Raw genomic sequence first — 13,701 nt, forward strand, 5'->3', positions numbered from 1 at the left:
TCCCCGTCATTTTTTTCGCCGCGTGGCATTCCCCTATGTCAGGCGGCAACAAACGAGTAGCGTAACGATGAGTTTGAACCTGGTAAGTGAACAATTACTGTCGGCAAATGGCCTGAACCATCAGGACCTGTTTGCCATTCTTGGCCAACTGGCTGAGCGCCGTCTCGATTACGGCGATCTTTATTTTCAGTCGAGCTATCACGAATCCTGGGTTCTGGAAGACAGCATCATTAAAGATGGGTCGTACAATATTGACCAGGGCGTAGGCGTCCGGGCGGTAAGCGGCGAGAAAACCGGTTTTGCCTATGCGGACCAAATCAGCAAACTGGCGCTTGAACAGAGTGCCCAGGCGGCGCGTACTATCGTCCGCGACCATGGCGACGGCAAAGTGCAGACGCTCGGCGCGGTGGAATACAGCACTCTCTATACCAGCGTCGATCCGCTACAGAGCATGAGCCGCGAAGAGAAACTGGATATCCTGCGCCGCGTTGATAAGGTGGCGCGTGCTGCCGATAAGCGCGTGCAGGAAGTTTCCGCCAGCCTGAGCGGCGTCTACGAGCTTATCCTGGTGGCGGCAACGGACGGGACGCTGGCCGCTGATGTCCGTCCTCTGGTTCGCCTCTCCGTAAGCGTGCTGGTGGAGGAAGACGGCAAACGCGAGCGCGGCGCCAGCGGTGGCGGCGGGCGATTTGGCTATGATTATTTCCTTGCGCCGCTGGATGGCGACGTACGGGCGGATGTCTGGGCGCGTGAAGCGGTACGTATGGCATTAGTCAATCTGTCCGCGGTTGCCGCGCCAGCCGGAATGCTGCCGGTGGTGCTTGGCGCGGGCTGGCCTGGCGTGCTGCTGCATGAAGCCGTTGGCCACGGTCTGGAAGGTGACTTTAACCGTCGCGGCACCTCGGTCTTCAGCGGTCACATGGGCGAATTAGTCGCCTCTGAACTGTGCACCGTCGTGGATGACGGCACCATGGCCGATCGCCGTGGTTCGGTCGCGATTGATGACGAAGGTACGCCGGGTCAATACAATGTGCTTATCGAAAACGGTGTCCTGAAAGGTTATATGCAGGATAAGCTCAACGCGCGTTTAATGGGCGTTGCGCCGACCGGTAATGGTCGCCGTGAATCCTATGCGCATCTGCCGATGCCGCGGATGACCAACACCTATATGCTGGCCGGTAAGTCGACGCCGCAGGAGATTATCGAATCGGTCGATTACGGTATCTATGCGCCGAACTTCGGCGGCGGCCAGGTGGATATCACCTCCGGTAAATTTGTCTTCTCGACCTCGGAAGCTTACCTGATTGAAAAAGGCAAAGTGACCAAGGCAGTCAAAGGCGCGACGCTAATCGGTTCCGGTATCGAAGCGATGCAGCAGATTTCTATGGTTGGTAACGACCTGAAGCTGGATAGCGGCGTTGGCGTGTGCGGTAAAGAAGGGCAGAGCGTGCCGGTCGGCGTCGGCCAGCCGACGCTGAAAGTCGACAACCTTACCGTTGGCGGCACCGCCTGATAACGGCTGGTCCCGGCGGCGCGAAGCCGCTGCCGGGATGTCAATTAACGGGTCATCCCGCGCCCGTGCATTCCCTGATAGATCTTCGCCACCTCGACAAAATAATCCGTCAGATAGTTAATACATACCTGCACCTTCAGCGGCAGTTTGTCTTTTTCGGTATACAGCGCATAGACCGGCCGCGGATCCGATTGATAGCTCGGCAGCAGGATCTCCAGTTCACCGCGATTGATCTCGTCGATCGCCCACATCAGCGGAACGTAGGCCACGCCAACGCCGGCAGTCAGCCAGCGGATCAGCGTCATCGGATCGTTAGTGACGAAACGCCCTTGTGGGATCAGGCGTGTTGAGATCCCCTCCGGGGCGATAATTTCGAACTCATTATCTGGCCGTACGCTATATTCCAGCCACGAGTGGCTGGCGAGATCCGCCGGTTTTTCCGGGCATCCCGCGTGCTGAAGATAACTTTTCGCCGCGCAGAGCACCATCGGCATCGAGCCCAGCCGCCGTGAGAAGAGGCTGGAATCCTGCAATGCGCCGACGCGTATTACCACGTCGAGGCCATCGGCAATCAGGTCTGGCGCAGGGATGCCGGTCACCAGATTAATCGATAAACCCGGATATTCTTTGAGCATGTCGGCGGTTATGCGCGCCAGCACATTCTGTGCCATAGTTGAAGAGCTACCGATGCGCAGCGTGCCGATTGGAGTATTGTTGAAGGCATACAGCTGTTCATGGACGTCCTGCGCTTCAAAGAGCATTCTTCGGCAGCCCTGGTAATAAATTTTACCCGCTTCTGTTAAGCCCAGGCTGCGGGTGCTGCGGTTGAGCAGCTTTACCTGTAGCTCGTCTTCCAGTTTAGCAACGGTCTGGCTGATAGATGAAACGCTCATCTGGAGCTGGCGTGCGGCGGCGGTGAAAGAGCCCAGCTCAACCACTTTGGCGAACACCGACATGCGTTTTAGTCGTTCCATTATTCACTCTGGCTTAAAAGTGATTTAGATCACATATTATAGATAAGGCTGCAATTGTTACGTTAATATATAGTTAGCTACATAATAAACGCATCACGCTACCACCTGTACGCTTCTTATCAAGGTCATCATGAGTCTGTTTCCTGTCATAGTGATTTTCGGCTTATCGTTTCCGCCGATCTTCTTTGAGCTGCTATTGTCGCTAGCCATCTTCTGGCTGGTGCACCGTTTGCTGGTTCCGACCGGTATTTATGATTTTGTCTGGCACCCTGCACTGTTTAATACTGCGCTGTATTGCTGTCTGTTTTATCTGATATCGCGCTTGTTCGTTTGAGGTCGATGTGAAAACACTAACAAGAAATATCCTGCGTACTGCCATCACTGTGATACTGGTTATTCTGGCGTTTATCGCTATTTTTCGCGCATGGGTGTACTACACCGCGTCGCCGTGGACGCGCGATGCGCGCTTTAGCGCCGATATCGTCGCCATCGCCCCGGATGTGTCCGGGCTCATTTCACAGGTGAATGTCAAGGATAACCAACTGGTTAAGAAAGACCAGGTATTGTTCGTTATTGACCAACCTCGTTACCAAAAAGCGCTGGCGGAGGCGCAAGCCGATGTCTCCTATTACCAGACGCTGGCTCAGGAAAAACGCGTTGAAGCCGGGCGCCGTAACAAGCTCGGCGTGCAGGCGATGTCGCGCGAAGAGATTGACCAGGCCAACAACGTGCTGCAAACCGTAGAGCATCAGCTGGCGAAAGCGGTGGCCAGCCGCGATTTAGCCAAACTGGATCTCGAACGCACGGTGATTCGCGCGCCGGCCGACGGCTGGGTGACCAACCTGAACGTCTACGCCGGCGAATTCATAACCCGCGGTTCGACCGCGGTCGCTTTGGTGAAACAAAATACCTTCTACGTGATGGCATACCTGGAAGAGACTAAGCTGGAAGGCGTGCGTCCGGGTTATCGCGCCGAAATCACTCCGCTCGGCAGTAGTAAGGTGATAAAAGGTACCGTTGACAGCGTTGCCGCGGGCGTGACTAACGCCAGTAGCAGCAGCGATACAAAAGGGATGGCCTCTGTTGACTCCAACCTTGAGTGGGTGCGTCTGGCGCAGCGCGTGCCGGTACGTATTCGTCTTGACCAGCAGCAGGGCAACCTCTGGCCGTCGGGCACCACCGCAACCGTCGTCATTACCGGTAAAGAAGATCGCGACGCCAGCCAGGCCAACTTCTTCCAGAAAGTCGCCATGCGCTTACGTGAGTTTGGTTAATCGCCATGGGGACCTATACCATTGCTCCCCGGCATCTCCGCTTTGCGATTAAGCTTGCATGCGCGGTGGTGCTGGCGCTGTTTGTCGGCTTTCATTTTCAGCTTGAGACGCCGCGCTGGGCCGTACTGACCGCGGCTATCGTGACCGCCGGCCCGGCATTTGCCGCCGGCGGTGAACCCTATTCCGGGGCGATTCGTTACCGTGGAATGTTGCGTATTGCCGGGACGTTTATCGGCTGTATTGCCGCGCTGGCGATCATTATCCTCATGATCCGCGCGCCGCTATTGATGATGCTGGTCTGCTGTCTCTGGGCCGGTTTCTGCACCTGGATCTCCTCGCTGGTGAAGGTGGAAAACTCCTACGCCTGGGGGCTGGCGGGTTATACGGCGCTGATTATCATCATCACCATTCATACCGACCCGATGCTGGCGCCGCAGTTTGCCGTTGAGCGCTGTAGCGAAATCGTCATCGGGATCGTCAGCGCCATCGTCGCTGACCTGCTATTTTCCCCGCGCTCCATCAAAAAAGAGATCGACCTCGAACTGGATAACCTGCTACTGGATCAGTATCGCCTGATGCAGCTTTGTGTCGCCCATGGCGATAGCGAGGTGGTGGACAAAGCCTGGGGAGCGCTGGTGCGCCGTACTGCCGCACTGGAAGGAATGCGCGGCAATCTGATCATGGAATCTTCGCGCTGGTCGAAGGTAAACCAGCGGCTAAAGGCGATCAACACGCTATCGCTGACGCTGATTACTCAGGCCTGCGAAACCTATCTGATCCAGAACTCACGCCCGGAGATGGTGACTGACGACTACCGCGAGCTGTTCGCTGAGCCAGTGGAAACGGTACAGGATGTGCATCAACAGCTTAAGCGTATGCGCCGCTTCCTGACATGGAAAGGTGAACACAATACGCCGGTCACTATTTATAGCTGGGTCGGCGCGGCGACGCGTTACCTGCTGCTCAAGCGCGGCGTGGTTGGCAACACCAAAATCAGCCGTATTGAAGATGAAGTTCTACGCGGCGAGACGGTGGTGAAGGTTGAGTCCGCCGAACGTCACCACGCGATGGTTAACTTCTGGCGAACCTCCATTTCCTGTATTCTCGGCACCCTGTTCTGGCTATGGACCGGCTGGACATCCGGTAGCGGGGCGATGGTCATGATTGCCGTGGTGACCGCGCTGGCGATGCGTCTGCCTAACCCGCGGATGGTGGCCTTAGACTTCCTCTATGGCACCCTTGCCGCTTTACCGCTCGGCGCGCTGTTCTTCCTTGTCGTCATGCCTGCGACGCAACAGAGCATGCTGCTATTGTGTATCAGCCTTGCCGCGATGGCGTTCTTTATCGGCATTGAGGTACAAAAGCGGCGGTTGGGATCGCTGGGGGCTTTAGCGAGCACCATCAACATTTTGGTGCTGGATAACCCGATGCAGTTCCAGTTTAGCCAGTTCCTCGATAGCGCCCTGGGGCAGATTGTCGGCTGTTTCCTCGCGCTGATGGTGATTCTGTTAGTGCGTGATAACTCGCAGGCACGCACCGGACGGGTGTTATTGAACCAGTTCGTCTCGGCGGCGGTCTCTTCGCTCACTACTAACAGCGCAAGGCGAAAAGAGAACCATTTGCCGGCGCTGTATCAACAGCTGTTTTTACTGCTGAACAAGTTTCCCGGCGATATCGCCCGCTTTCGGTTAGCGTTGACGCTGATTATCGCGCACCAGCGTCTACGCGATGCCCCGGTACCGGTAAACGAGGATCTGTCGGCCTTCCACCGCCAGCTGCGGCGAACCGCCGATCACGTTATCTCCGCCGGCAGCGACGATAAGCGCCGCCGTTACTTTACCCGTCTGCTGGAAGAGCTTGATGTTTATCAGGAAAAACTCCTTCACTGGCAGGCTTCGCCCCAGGTCACTGAACCGGTGCGACGGCTGGTGGATATGCTGAAAAAATATCAGCACGTGCTCACCAATAGCTAACCTGCGAACCGACGCCCCGGCGTCGGTTTTTTTATCGCTATACTTATTTGGTGTAGAGGGACAGAGCGGAAGGGGCGGCGGGCAATGACTATTTATACCTTTGATTTTGATGAAATAGCTGAGCAACAGGATTTCTATCGTGAGTTTTCCCGCGCCTTCGCGCTACCGGATAAGCAGGTGGATAACCTTGACGCGCTGTGGAGCGCGGTGACGGGAGGGCGCTTACCGTTCCCGCTGGAGATTGAATTTGTCCATCTGGATGAAAAACAGCGTCGTCGCTTTGGCGCGTTAATTTTGCTGTTCGATGAAGCGGAAGAGGAGCTGGAAGGACAACTACGTTTCAATGCCCGTTGGGCATAAAAAAGCCCCCGGCAGGCGGGGGCAAGTCGTCGGATAAGACGACGAGGGTTTATTTGTACAACTCAGCAGTCGCGTGCCAGCTGTCGCCGGTACGAGCTTCAATAATGCGGTAGCTGCTGGCGCCTTCTTTCTCGGCTTTAGCCGCGAGTTCCTGGCGCATATCCATTGGCGCGCTACCTACTTGCGATACAGAGATAGTGCCCATTGGTTGCAGGTTTTGTGCTTGATCGGCATTCACTTGCTGTACGGCTGCGCTTGCGCCGAAAGAGAGAACTGATGCCAGACCCAGGGATGCGATGATAATTGCGCTTTTCATAATCTTGACTCCAACCTTATGTGCAGCGGCGGGAGATTTCGTATGAACCCAGGCCGCTGAAGAGATACTGTTTCAGTTAATGACCGACAATCGTTAAAGCTTATTTATAAAGTTCAGCAGTGGCGTGCCAATGGTCGCCGGTGCGAGCTTCGATAATGCGATAAGAAGAAGCACCTTCTTCTTGTGCTTTTTTGTTCAGCATTTCATGCATATCCATCGGGGAAGAACCTACCGCGCCGATAGATACGGTGCCCAGTGACTGGCGGCTTTCCGCTTGAGTGCTGTTGATTGAATCAGCGGCGAAAGCGCCAAAGGACAGTACGGATAGCATGCTGAGTGCGGCTACAGTGGTTTTGATTTTCATGATGTTCACCTCGTCGAATTTTATTATTAGGGGGCTTTGTTTCGTGACCCTCATCACAAAATCAAGTATACACTAATCACCAAAAATATTAATACCATGCTAATTGTTTTCAGTGTAAATAATTTCCAAGAAATGTCGTTTTTATAACGTATAAGAATTAGAAATGTCATTCATGGGGTGAATGTCATAATTATTTATATTTAAATCAAATAGATATTGCGATTTGATCTTTTGTGCGCTTTAGCCGTTATCATTCGGTAAAGGAATGTATAGAGGTGGAAAACCACACTAAATGTTAAAAAAATGCTGCTTTATTTGAAGGTTTGGGGGATAGCATTTTGCGGGGAAGAACCCTCTGGCAGGAACCAGAGGGGGAGCGCTTAGAGTTCCTGTTCGAACAGGACCAGAATCGCGTCGTAGAGATCTTTAACGGAAAAACCGCGGGCAGGGGTGGTAAAGATAGTGTCATCCCCCGCGATACTACCCAGAATACCTTCGGCTTTGCCTAAGGAATCCAGCAGGCGTGCGATCAGCTGCGCCGCGCCGGGGCTGGTGTGAATCACCACCACCGCATCGTTATAATCGATGTCCAGTACCAGATTTTTCAGCGGGCTGGAGGTCGTCGGCACGCCGAGTTCGGCAGGCAAACAGTAGACCATTTCCATTTTGGCGTTACGCGTGCGAACGGCGCCAAACTTTGTCAACATGCGGGAAACTTTCGATTGGTTGATGTTCTCGAAACCTTCTTCCTGCAGCGCCTGAACGATTTCGCCTTGCGAGCTGAATTTTTCTTCTTTAAGCAGCGATTTAAACGCTTTAACCAGTTCTTCTTGTTTTGCCGAACTACGCATAAGTCACCCAGATTATGGTGGTAAAAACAACATCATTATGCATACAAGTGCATTTTTATGCAAATAATCCGCAAAGGAATAGCGTAAATAATGTTATGAAAGGCGCATATTTTAGCAAATAACCCTGATGAGGAACATGCCTGCATCACAGCGGGTAAATCGCTGTAAAAGTGAAATAAATGTTATGAAATTGATATTGTTTTGCCGAGCGAGCTGGGTGTATTGTAACCAATAGTCGATCCGGTACTACGGCTTTGCTGGATGGCCAGTCTCAGGAAGAAAAATGCGAATTTGCTGCATCATTGCGCGTACCCCGCATTCTTCAGCCATAATTATTGTAATTGTTCATCTTGTGAATTAAGGTCCAGGCGACGGAATAACGAAAGACTATATTAACCATAATAAGGAGTTTAGGATGAAAGTTGCAGTCCTCGGCGCCGCTGGTGGAATCGGCCAGGCGCTTGCCCTACTACTTAAGACCCAACTGCCTTCAGGTTCAGAGCTCTCGTTGTACGACATCGCTCCGGTTACGCCGGGCGTGGCGGTAGATCTAAGTCATATTCCCACAGATGTAAAAATCAAAGGTTTCTCCGGTGAAGATGCCACCCCGGCGCTGGAAGGCGCTGATGTGGTGCTGATTTCCGCCGGCGTCGCGCGTAAGCCCGGCATGGATCGTTCCGACTTATTTAATGTTAATGCCGGTATCGTTAAAAACCTGGTGCAGCAGATCGCAAAAACCTGTCCGCAGGCCTGCATCGGTATTATCACCAACCCGGTAAATACCACCGTCGCTATCGCCGCCGAAGTGCTGAAAAAAGCCGGTGTGTACGATAAAAACAAACTGTTTGGCGTTACCACCCTCGATATCATTCGTTCTAATACTTTTGTCGCCGAGCTGAAAGGCAAGTCGGCAACAGAGGTTGAAGTTCCGGTCATTGGCGGCCACTCTGGCGTCACTATTCTGCCTTTACTGTCGCAGATCCCTGGCGTCAGCTTTAGTGAGCAGGAAGTCGCGGATCTCACCAAACGTATTCAAAACGCCGGGACGGAAGTCGTGGAAGCGAAAGCGGGCGGCGGATCGGCGACGCTGTCGATGGGCCAGGCCGCTGCGCGTTTCGGGCTCTCACTGGTGCGTGCAATGCAGGGTGAAAAAGGCGTGGTTGAATGTGCCTATGTCGAAGGTGACGGCCAGTATGCCCGTTTCTTCTCGCAGCCGCTGCTGTTGGGCAAAAATGGCGTGGAAGAGCGCCAGTCCATCGGTAAACTTAGCGTTTTTGAACAGCAGGCGCTGGAAGGCATGCTGGATACGCTGAAGAAAGATATCGCCCTCGGCGAAGATTTCGTGAATAAGTAATGTCTACTTAGCAGAAAAGCCGGAACCGTCGTTCCGGCTTTTTTATCGCCTCATATCCCTGCCGAATGCGCCGCCTGGCGGCTAAATCTGCTAAAATCCCCGCGTCTTAAGCCCTAAGCAATGAGGACGTTGTGAAAAAGATCGAACGAAAGCAGACCAGGGACCACATTACGCAAATCATTCGCTATCAAATTCTGTCCGGAGCGATGAAAGCGGGAGATGAGCTGGCGCAGGAGAGTATTGCCGAGCAGCTAGGGCTTTCACGTATGCCGGTTAGAGAAGCGTTGCAGTCCCTTGAACAAGAGGGCTTTCTGGTGCGCTTGCCTAACCGCCATATGCAGGTATCAAAACTGGTGCCTGATGATGTTAGCCAAATTTTTCGCGTGATCGCGGTGATGGCTGCCGAATTGTTCACTCTGGTGCCGGCAAACCAGGGGGAATTGCTGCTCGGGCGCGCACAAGCGCTGGCGCAGCCTGGCGACAAAACTCGCGAACTGGAATTTCATCAGTTGCTGATTTCCTATCTTGATAACCGCTATCTGGCGAAGGCTTATCAGCAATTTTTGGATGGATATATCTCTTATGTCATCCTGTATCTGAAAGACGATAGCCAGGAATCGGCACTGATACTACATGAACTGGCCGGAGCCATTAGCCGCGGCGATGCGGGCAATATTGCTCAGGCAACACAGCGTTATTTCCTCATGCTTGCGGAAATTATGCGTCAACATATGAAGGATTGGGAAAGTGCAGAAGCCTAAATTAGGGAAAATTAAGCTTCTTTCGGCGAAAGAGCAGGTCGCGGCGGTATTACGCAAAGCGATTCTTTCGCGGGATTTAGTGGAAGGGCAGGAGATAACTCTCGAAGGCATTGCCCGTATGGTCGGCGTTTCCAGCATGCCGGTACGCGAAGCGTTTCAGATTTTAGCCGCCGATGGCCTGATTAAAGTCCGCCCCAATAAAGGCGCGGTGGTGTTGGGGATCAACGAGCAGACGATCCGCGAGCATTATGAAATTCGCGCGCTGCTGGAAAGCGAGGCGGTGGCGAAAGCTTCCCGTCCCGGCACGGATATTTCGCGCATTGCCCAGGTACACTACTCAGCGGAAAAAGCGCTGGCCGATAATAACTTCACTGAATATTCCGACCTGAACCAGGCTTTCCATATGGAGATCTGGAACGCCGCAGGCAACGAAAAAATGAAGATGCTGCTTTGTAATATGTGGAACGGACTGTCGATGGGGTACAAGGTGACCGAAGCGGAGTATGCCGCTATCTCCATCCACGAACATAAAGAGATTTTACAGGCACTTGAGCAGCATAATGAAGAGCTGGCGCGCCAGCGTATGCGCAAGCATATTATCCGCTCGATGGAGAACATGTTAACGCGCTACCTTCCTGATACCACCGCGTAACGCCAATTGCCTGTGGAGCAATTGCAGGCTTTTTTCTTATTGATCATCGTTATCAATCACTTCTTGTGACGATCTGCGCAGGATCTTGATGCAGATCGCACTGCGCGATCTTTCCTCAAAAACGCATTGACTTACTTTTTGTATGGGCATAATTTCTCCTTCGTCAATATTGGATACAATATCATATATCATTGATAGGGATAATTATAAATATGGAACCGATTACCATCACCTTATGTTTGCTGGTGTTCGCTATCGTCATGTTCGTCTGGGAGAAGGTGCCTTTGGCAGTGACTTCCATGGTGGTCTGCGTGGCGTTAGTACTCACCGGCGTGTTGGATCTAAAACAAGCTTTTGCTGGTTTTATCGACTCCAACGTCATTCTTTTTGTCGCCATGTTCGTCGTCGGCGGGGCGTTATTTGAAACCGGGATGGCCAATAAAGTCGGCGGGGTGATCACTCACTTTGCCAAAACCGAAAAACAGCTGATTTTCACCATCATGGTGGTGGTCGGCGTGATGTCGGGCTTTCTTTCCAACACCGGTACGGCGGCGGTGCTGATCCCGGTGGTGATTGGCGTCGCGGCGAAATCGGGTTTTGCCCGCTCTCGTTTACTGATGCCGCTGGTATTTGCCGCCGCGCTCGGCGGCAACCTGTCGTTGATTGGCGCGCCCGGCAACCTGATCGCGCAATCGGCGTTACAGAATATTGGTAGCGGCTTTGGCTTTTTTGAGTATGCGAAAGTGGGTTTACCGATGCTGCTCTGCGGCATCCTCTATTTCCTGACAATTGGCTATAAATTTCTGCCTGCTACCGGGAATAGCGACGAAGTCGGCGGCGTCGGCGAACAGCGTGATTACAGCGACGTTCCGCGCTGGAAACAGATCCTGTCGCTGGTGGTGCTGATCGCCACGATCCTCGGCATGATTTTTGAGAAACAGACCGGCATTAGCCTGACGGTTGCAGGCTGTATCGGTGCGTTGGTACTGGTGTTTACCGGCGTGCTGACGGAAAAGCAGGCTTACAAAGCGATTGATTCACAAACTATTTTCATTTTTGGCGGCACGCTGGCGCTGGCAAAAGCGCTGGAAATGACCGGCGCGGGCAAGCTGGTTGCCGATCATGTCATCGGCATGCTGGGCCAGAACTCTTCCCCGTTCATGTTGATGGTGGTGGTCTTTGTACTGTCCGTCATCATGACCAACTTTATGTCCAATACCGCTACCGTCGCGCTACTGGTACCGGTGAGTTTGTCGATAGCGGCCGGTATGGGCGCCGATCCGAAAGCGGTCCTGATGGCGACCGTTATCGGCAGTTCCTGCGCCTACGCGACGCCGATCGGTATGCCCGCCAACATGATGGTGCTCTCAGCCGGCGGCTATAAGTTTGTCGATTACGCCAAATCCGGCCTCCCTCTGATTATTGTTTCGACCATTGTCAGCCTCGTACTGCTGCCAATTCTTTTCCCTTTTCACCCGTAATTTACGGACGCTGTTCTGACTAAGGAGCCTTTATGAGCAAAAGCGAACAGATATCCCGAATGACCGATATTATGGCCAAATTCGTGGGATATACCGGCAAAGTATTGCCTGATGACGTCACTGCAAAACTGAAAGAGTTGCATAAAAAAGAGACCAGCCAGCTGGCTGACGTCATCTTTACTACCATGGTTGAAAACCAGCGTCTGGCCAAAGAGCTGGATCGTCCCTCTTGCCAGGACACCGGCGTGATTCAGTTTTTGGTTGAGTGCGGCGCCAACTTCCCGCTGATTGGCGAACTGGAAGCGCTGCTGCGCGAATCGGTGATTAAAGCCACCGTGGATTCTCCGCTGCGCCATAACAGCGTGGAGACCTTTGACGAATACAACACCGGTAAAAACGTGGGTAAAGGTACGCCGACGGTATTCTGGGAGATCGTCCCTGATTCCGACCAGTGCAGCATTTACACCTATATGGCCGGCGGCGGCTGCTCGCTGCCGGGTAAAGCGATGGTGCTAATGCCGGGCGCCGGTTACGAAGGCGTTACCCGTTTCGTACTGGATGTGATGACCAGCTATGGCCTGAACGCCTGTCCGCCGCTGCTGGTTGGCATTGGCGTCGCGACCTCCGTTGAAACCGCGGCGCTGCTGTCGAAGAAAGCGCTGATGCGCCCGGTGGGGTCGCGTAATGAGAATGAGCGCGCGACATCGCTGGAGAAAATGCTCGAAGACGGCATCAACAAAATTGGCCTTGGCCCGCAGGGGATGTCCGGTAACACCTCGGTGATGGGCGTCAATATCGAAAACACTGCGCGCCATCCTTCCACCATCGGCGTGGCGGTCAACGTTGGCTGCTGGTCGCACCGCAAAGGACATATCGTTTTCGATAAAGATTTGAATTACACCATTACGTCTCACACAGGAGTGGCTTTCTGATGACTAAAAAAATACTCACTACGCCAATTAAAGATGAAGATTTAGCTGATATTAAAGCGGGCGATATTATTTATCTCAATGGTCATATTGTTACCTGTCGTGATGTAGCTCACCGTCGTTTAATTGAAGGCGGTCGTGAATTACCGGTCAACGTTGCCGGCGGCGCGATATTACATGCCGGGCCCATTGTGCGGCCGATTAAAGGTACGGAAGATAAATTTGAAATGGTCTCCGTTGGGCCAACCACCAGTATGCGCATGGAGAAATTTGAAAAAGAATTTATTGCTAAGACCGGTGTGAAATTAATCGTTGGCAAAGGCGGTATGGGTAAGGGGACCGAAGAGGGCTGTGCCGAACATAAAGCGCTGCATTGCGTCTTCCCGGCCGGCTGCGCGGTGGTTGCCGCGGTCTGTGTGGAAGAAATTGAAGACGCCCAGTGGCGTGATTTGGGTATGCCGGAAACCTTATGGGTTTGCCGGGTGAAAGAATTCGGCCCACTTATTGTGTCGATCGATACCCACGGAAATAACCTGTTTGAGCAGAATAAGGTGATATTTAATCAGCGCAAAGAAATTGTCGCCGATGAAATCTGCCAGCACGTAAGTTTCATTAAATAATTCCCGGTTAAATATCTTGCGCAGTAATGGCGAGAATTAATTTCCGCGATAAAGAGGCTTCTGACTATGTGGTCTGGGGAAATCCACTCGGCTATCGCGGTTGTTCATCACGCCATTATTGCGCTCCTCCAAAGGCTATTTTATGACTGATGCCGTTCTGTTAGGCGAAGGCTTCACCCTGATGTTCCTCGGCATGGGCTTCGTGCTGGCGTTTCTGCTGCTGCTCATTTTCGCCATCCGGGGAATGTCTCTCGCCGTTACCCGTCTGTTCCCTGAGCC

General features: G+C 53.0%; 16 protein-coding genes. 12 read left to right on the top strand and 4 right to left on the bottom strand.

Annotated elements, in window-relative coordinates; all coding sequences use genetic code 11:
• The first annotated feature begins 67 nt into the window (after window positions 1-67).
• On the top strand, window positions 68-1,513 hold the full coding sequence (gene tldD, locus AC2CGP_RS23770) for a metalloprotease TldD (RefSeq protein WP_032715906.1): 1,446 nt from the start codon (window positions 68-70) through the stop codon (window positions 1,511-1,513).
• A gap of 44 nt (window positions 1,514-1,557) precedes the next feature.
• On the opposite strand, the gene aaeR is transcribed toward tldD, so the two are convergent.
• On the bottom strand, window positions 1,558-2,487 hold the full coding sequence (gene aaeR / locus AC2CGP_RS23775) for an HTH-type transcriptional activator AaeR (RefSeq protein WP_020077822.1): 930 nt from the start codon (window positions 2,485-2,487) through the stop codon (window positions 1,558-1,560).
• Between the two features lie 130 nt (window positions 2,488-2,617).
• On the opposite strand from aaeR, the gene aaeX reads away from it, so the two are divergent.
• The 4 genes from aaeX to AC2CGP_RS23795 all read left to right on the top strand — a co-directional run bounded on the left by aaeX (window position 2,618) and on the right by AC2CGP_RS23795 (window position 6,094).
• Window positions 2,618-2,821, top strand: coding sequence for a p-hydroxybenzoic acid efflux pump operon protein AaeX (gene aaeX / locus AC2CGP_RS23780; protein ID WP_002918640.1), 204 nt, complete (start codon window positions 2,618-2,620; stop codon window positions 2,819-2,821).
• 7 nt (window positions 2,822-2,828) lie between these two features.
• Complete coding sequence (aaeA, locus tag AC2CGP_RS23785) at window positions 2,829-3,761, top strand: p-hydroxybenzoic acid efflux pump subunit AaeA (RefSeq protein ID WP_015369469.1); 933 nt, start codon at window positions 2,829-2,831, stop codon at window positions 3,759-3,761.
• Window positions 3,762-3,766: 5 nt separating this feature from the next.
• A complete protein-coding gene (gene aaeB / locus AC2CGP_RS23790) occupies window positions 3,767-5,734 on the top strand; it encodes a p-hydroxybenzoic acid efflux pump subunit AaeB (protein WP_015369470.1) in 1,968 nt (655 codons plus the stop codon).
• Window positions 5,735-5,818: 84 nt separating this feature from the next.
• Window positions 5,819-6,094: a barstar family protein gene (locus AC2CGP_RS23795; RefSeq protein WP_015369471.1), complete on the top strand. Its 276-nt coding sequence runs from the start codon at window positions 5,819-5,821 to the stop codon at window positions 6,092-6,094.
• Between the two features lie 49 nt (window positions 6,095-6,143).
• On the opposite strand, the gene yhcN-B is transcribed toward AC2CGP_RS23795, so the two are convergent.
• The 3 genes from yhcN-B to argR all read right to left on the bottom strand — a co-directional run bounded on the left by yhcN-B (window position 6,144) and on the right by argR (window position 7,625).
• A complete protein-coding gene (yhcN-B, locus tag AC2CGP_RS23800; protein WP_015369472.1) occupies window positions 6,144-6,410 on the bottom strand; it encodes a DUF1471 family stress response protein YhcN-B in 267 nt (88 codons plus the stop codon).
• 100 nt (window positions 6,411-6,510) lie between these two features.
• Window positions 6,511-6,774: a peroxide/acid stress response protein YhcN gene (yhcN, locus tag AC2CGP_RS23805; RefSeq protein ID WP_015369473.1), complete on the bottom strand. Its 264-nt coding sequence runs from the start codon at window positions 6,772-6,774 to the stop codon at window positions 6,511-6,513.
• A 380-nt stretch (window positions 6,775-7,154) separates the two neighbouring features.
• Entirely contained in the window at window positions 7,155-7,625 is a 471-nt protein-coding gene (argR, locus tag AC2CGP_RS23810; RefSeq protein ID WP_015369474.1) for a transcriptional regulator ArgR, read from the bottom strand.
• Between the two features lie 415 nt (window positions 7,626-8,040).
• Here argR and mdh point away from each other — a divergent pair, with 415 nt between their 5' ends.
• From mdh to AC2CGP_RS23845, 7 genes are all read left to right on the top strand, one after another.
• A complete protein-coding gene (mdh, locus tag AC2CGP_RS23815; RefSeq protein ID WP_020077823.1) occupies window positions 8,041-8,979 on the top strand; it encodes a malate dehydrogenase in 939 nt (312 codons plus the stop codon).
• A 131-nt stretch (window positions 8,980-9,110) separates the two neighbouring features.
• Window positions 9,111-9,740, top strand: coding sequence for a GntR family transcriptional regulator (locus AC2CGP_RS23820; RefSeq protein ID WP_015703622.1), 630 nt, complete (start codon window positions 9,111-9,113; stop codon window positions 9,738-9,740).
• Window positions 9,727-10,392, top strand: a complete 666-nt coding sequence (locus AC2CGP_RS23825; protein ID WP_020077824.1) for a GntR family transcriptional regulator — start codon at window positions 9,727-9,729, stop codon at window positions 10,390-10,392. Before AC2CGP_RS23820 ends, AC2CGP_RS23825 begins: the two co-directional genes overlap by 14 nt.
• Before the next feature lie 212 nt (window positions 10,393-10,604).
• Complete coding sequence (locus AC2CGP_RS23830; RefSeq protein ID WP_045367841.1) at window positions 10,605-11,873, top strand: SLC13 family permease; 1,269 nt, start codon at window positions 10,605-10,607, stop codon at window positions 11,871-11,873.
• Between the two features lie 32 nt (window positions 11,874-11,905).
• Window positions 11,906-12,805, top strand: coding sequence for a L(+)-tartrate dehydratase subunit alpha (gene ttdA / locus AC2CGP_RS23835; RefSeq protein ID WP_020077826.1), 900 nt, complete (start codon window positions 11,906-11,908; stop codon window positions 12,803-12,805).
• The gene (gene ttdB / locus AC2CGP_RS23840) at window positions 12,805-13,422 is read left to right on the top strand and encodes a L(+)-tartrate dehydratase subunit beta (protein ID WP_015703618.1); all 618 of its coding nucleotides are present in this window, start codon (window positions 12,805-12,807) and stop codon (window positions 13,420-13,422) included. The genes ttdA and ttdB overlap by 1 nt, the downstream gene beginning before the upstream one ends.
• 142 nt (window positions 13,423-13,564) lie before the next feature.
• On the top strand, window positions 13,565-13,701 hold a 137-nt coding region (locus tag AC2CGP_RS23845; protein WP_207759439.1), incomplete at its 3' end, for an OadG family transporter subunit.

It is taken from the genome of Klebsiella sp. SYXHC3 (assembly GCF_057196925.1).

Bases quoted from the DNA above. Each gene is read 5' to 3' on its own strand.
- tldD (WP_032715906.1), top strand. From the start codon at position 68: ATGAGTTTGAACCTGGTAAGTGAACAATTACTGTCGGCAAATGGCCTG.
- aaeR (WP_020077822.1), bottom strand. From the start codon at position 2,487: ATGGAACGACTAAAACGCATGTCGGTGTTCGCCAAAGTGGTTGAGCTG.
- aaeX (WP_002918640.1), top strand. From the start codon at position 2,618: ATGAGTCTGTTTCCTGTCATAGTGATTTTCGGCTTATCGTTTCCGCCG.
- aaeB (WP_015369470.1), top strand. From the start codon at position 3,767: ATGGGGACCTATACCATTGCTCCCCGGCATCTCCGCTTTGCGATTAAG.
- AC2CGP_RS23795 (WP_015369471.1), top strand. From the start codon at position 5,819: ATGACTATTTATACCTTTGATTTTGATGAAATAGCTGAGCAACAGGAT.
- yhcN-B (WP_015369472.1), bottom strand. From the start codon at position 6,410: ATGAAAAGCGCAATTATCATCGCATCCCTGGGTCTGGCATCAGTTCTC.
- yhcN (WP_015369473.1), bottom strand. From the start codon at position 6,774: ATGAAAATCAAAACCACTGTAGCCGCACTCAGCATGCTATCCGTACTG.
- argR (WP_015369474.1), bottom strand. From the start codon at position 7,625: ATGCGTAGTTCGGCAAAACAAGAAGAACTGGTTAAAGCGTTTAAATCG.
- mdh (WP_020077823.1), top strand. From the start codon at position 8,041: ATGAAAGTTGCAGTCCTCGGCGCCGCTGGTGGAATCGGCCAGGCGCTT.
- AC2CGP_RS23830 (WP_045367841.1), top strand. From the start codon at position 10,605: ATGGAACCGATTACCATCACCTTATGTTTGCTGGTGTTCGCTATCGTC.
- ttdA (WP_020077826.1), top strand. From the start codon at position 11,906: ATGAGCAAAAGCGAACAGATATCCCGAATGACCGATATTATGGCCAAA.
- ttdB (WP_015703618.1), top strand. From the start codon at position 12,805: ATGACTAAAAAAATACTCACTACGCCAATTAAAGATGAAGATTTAGCT.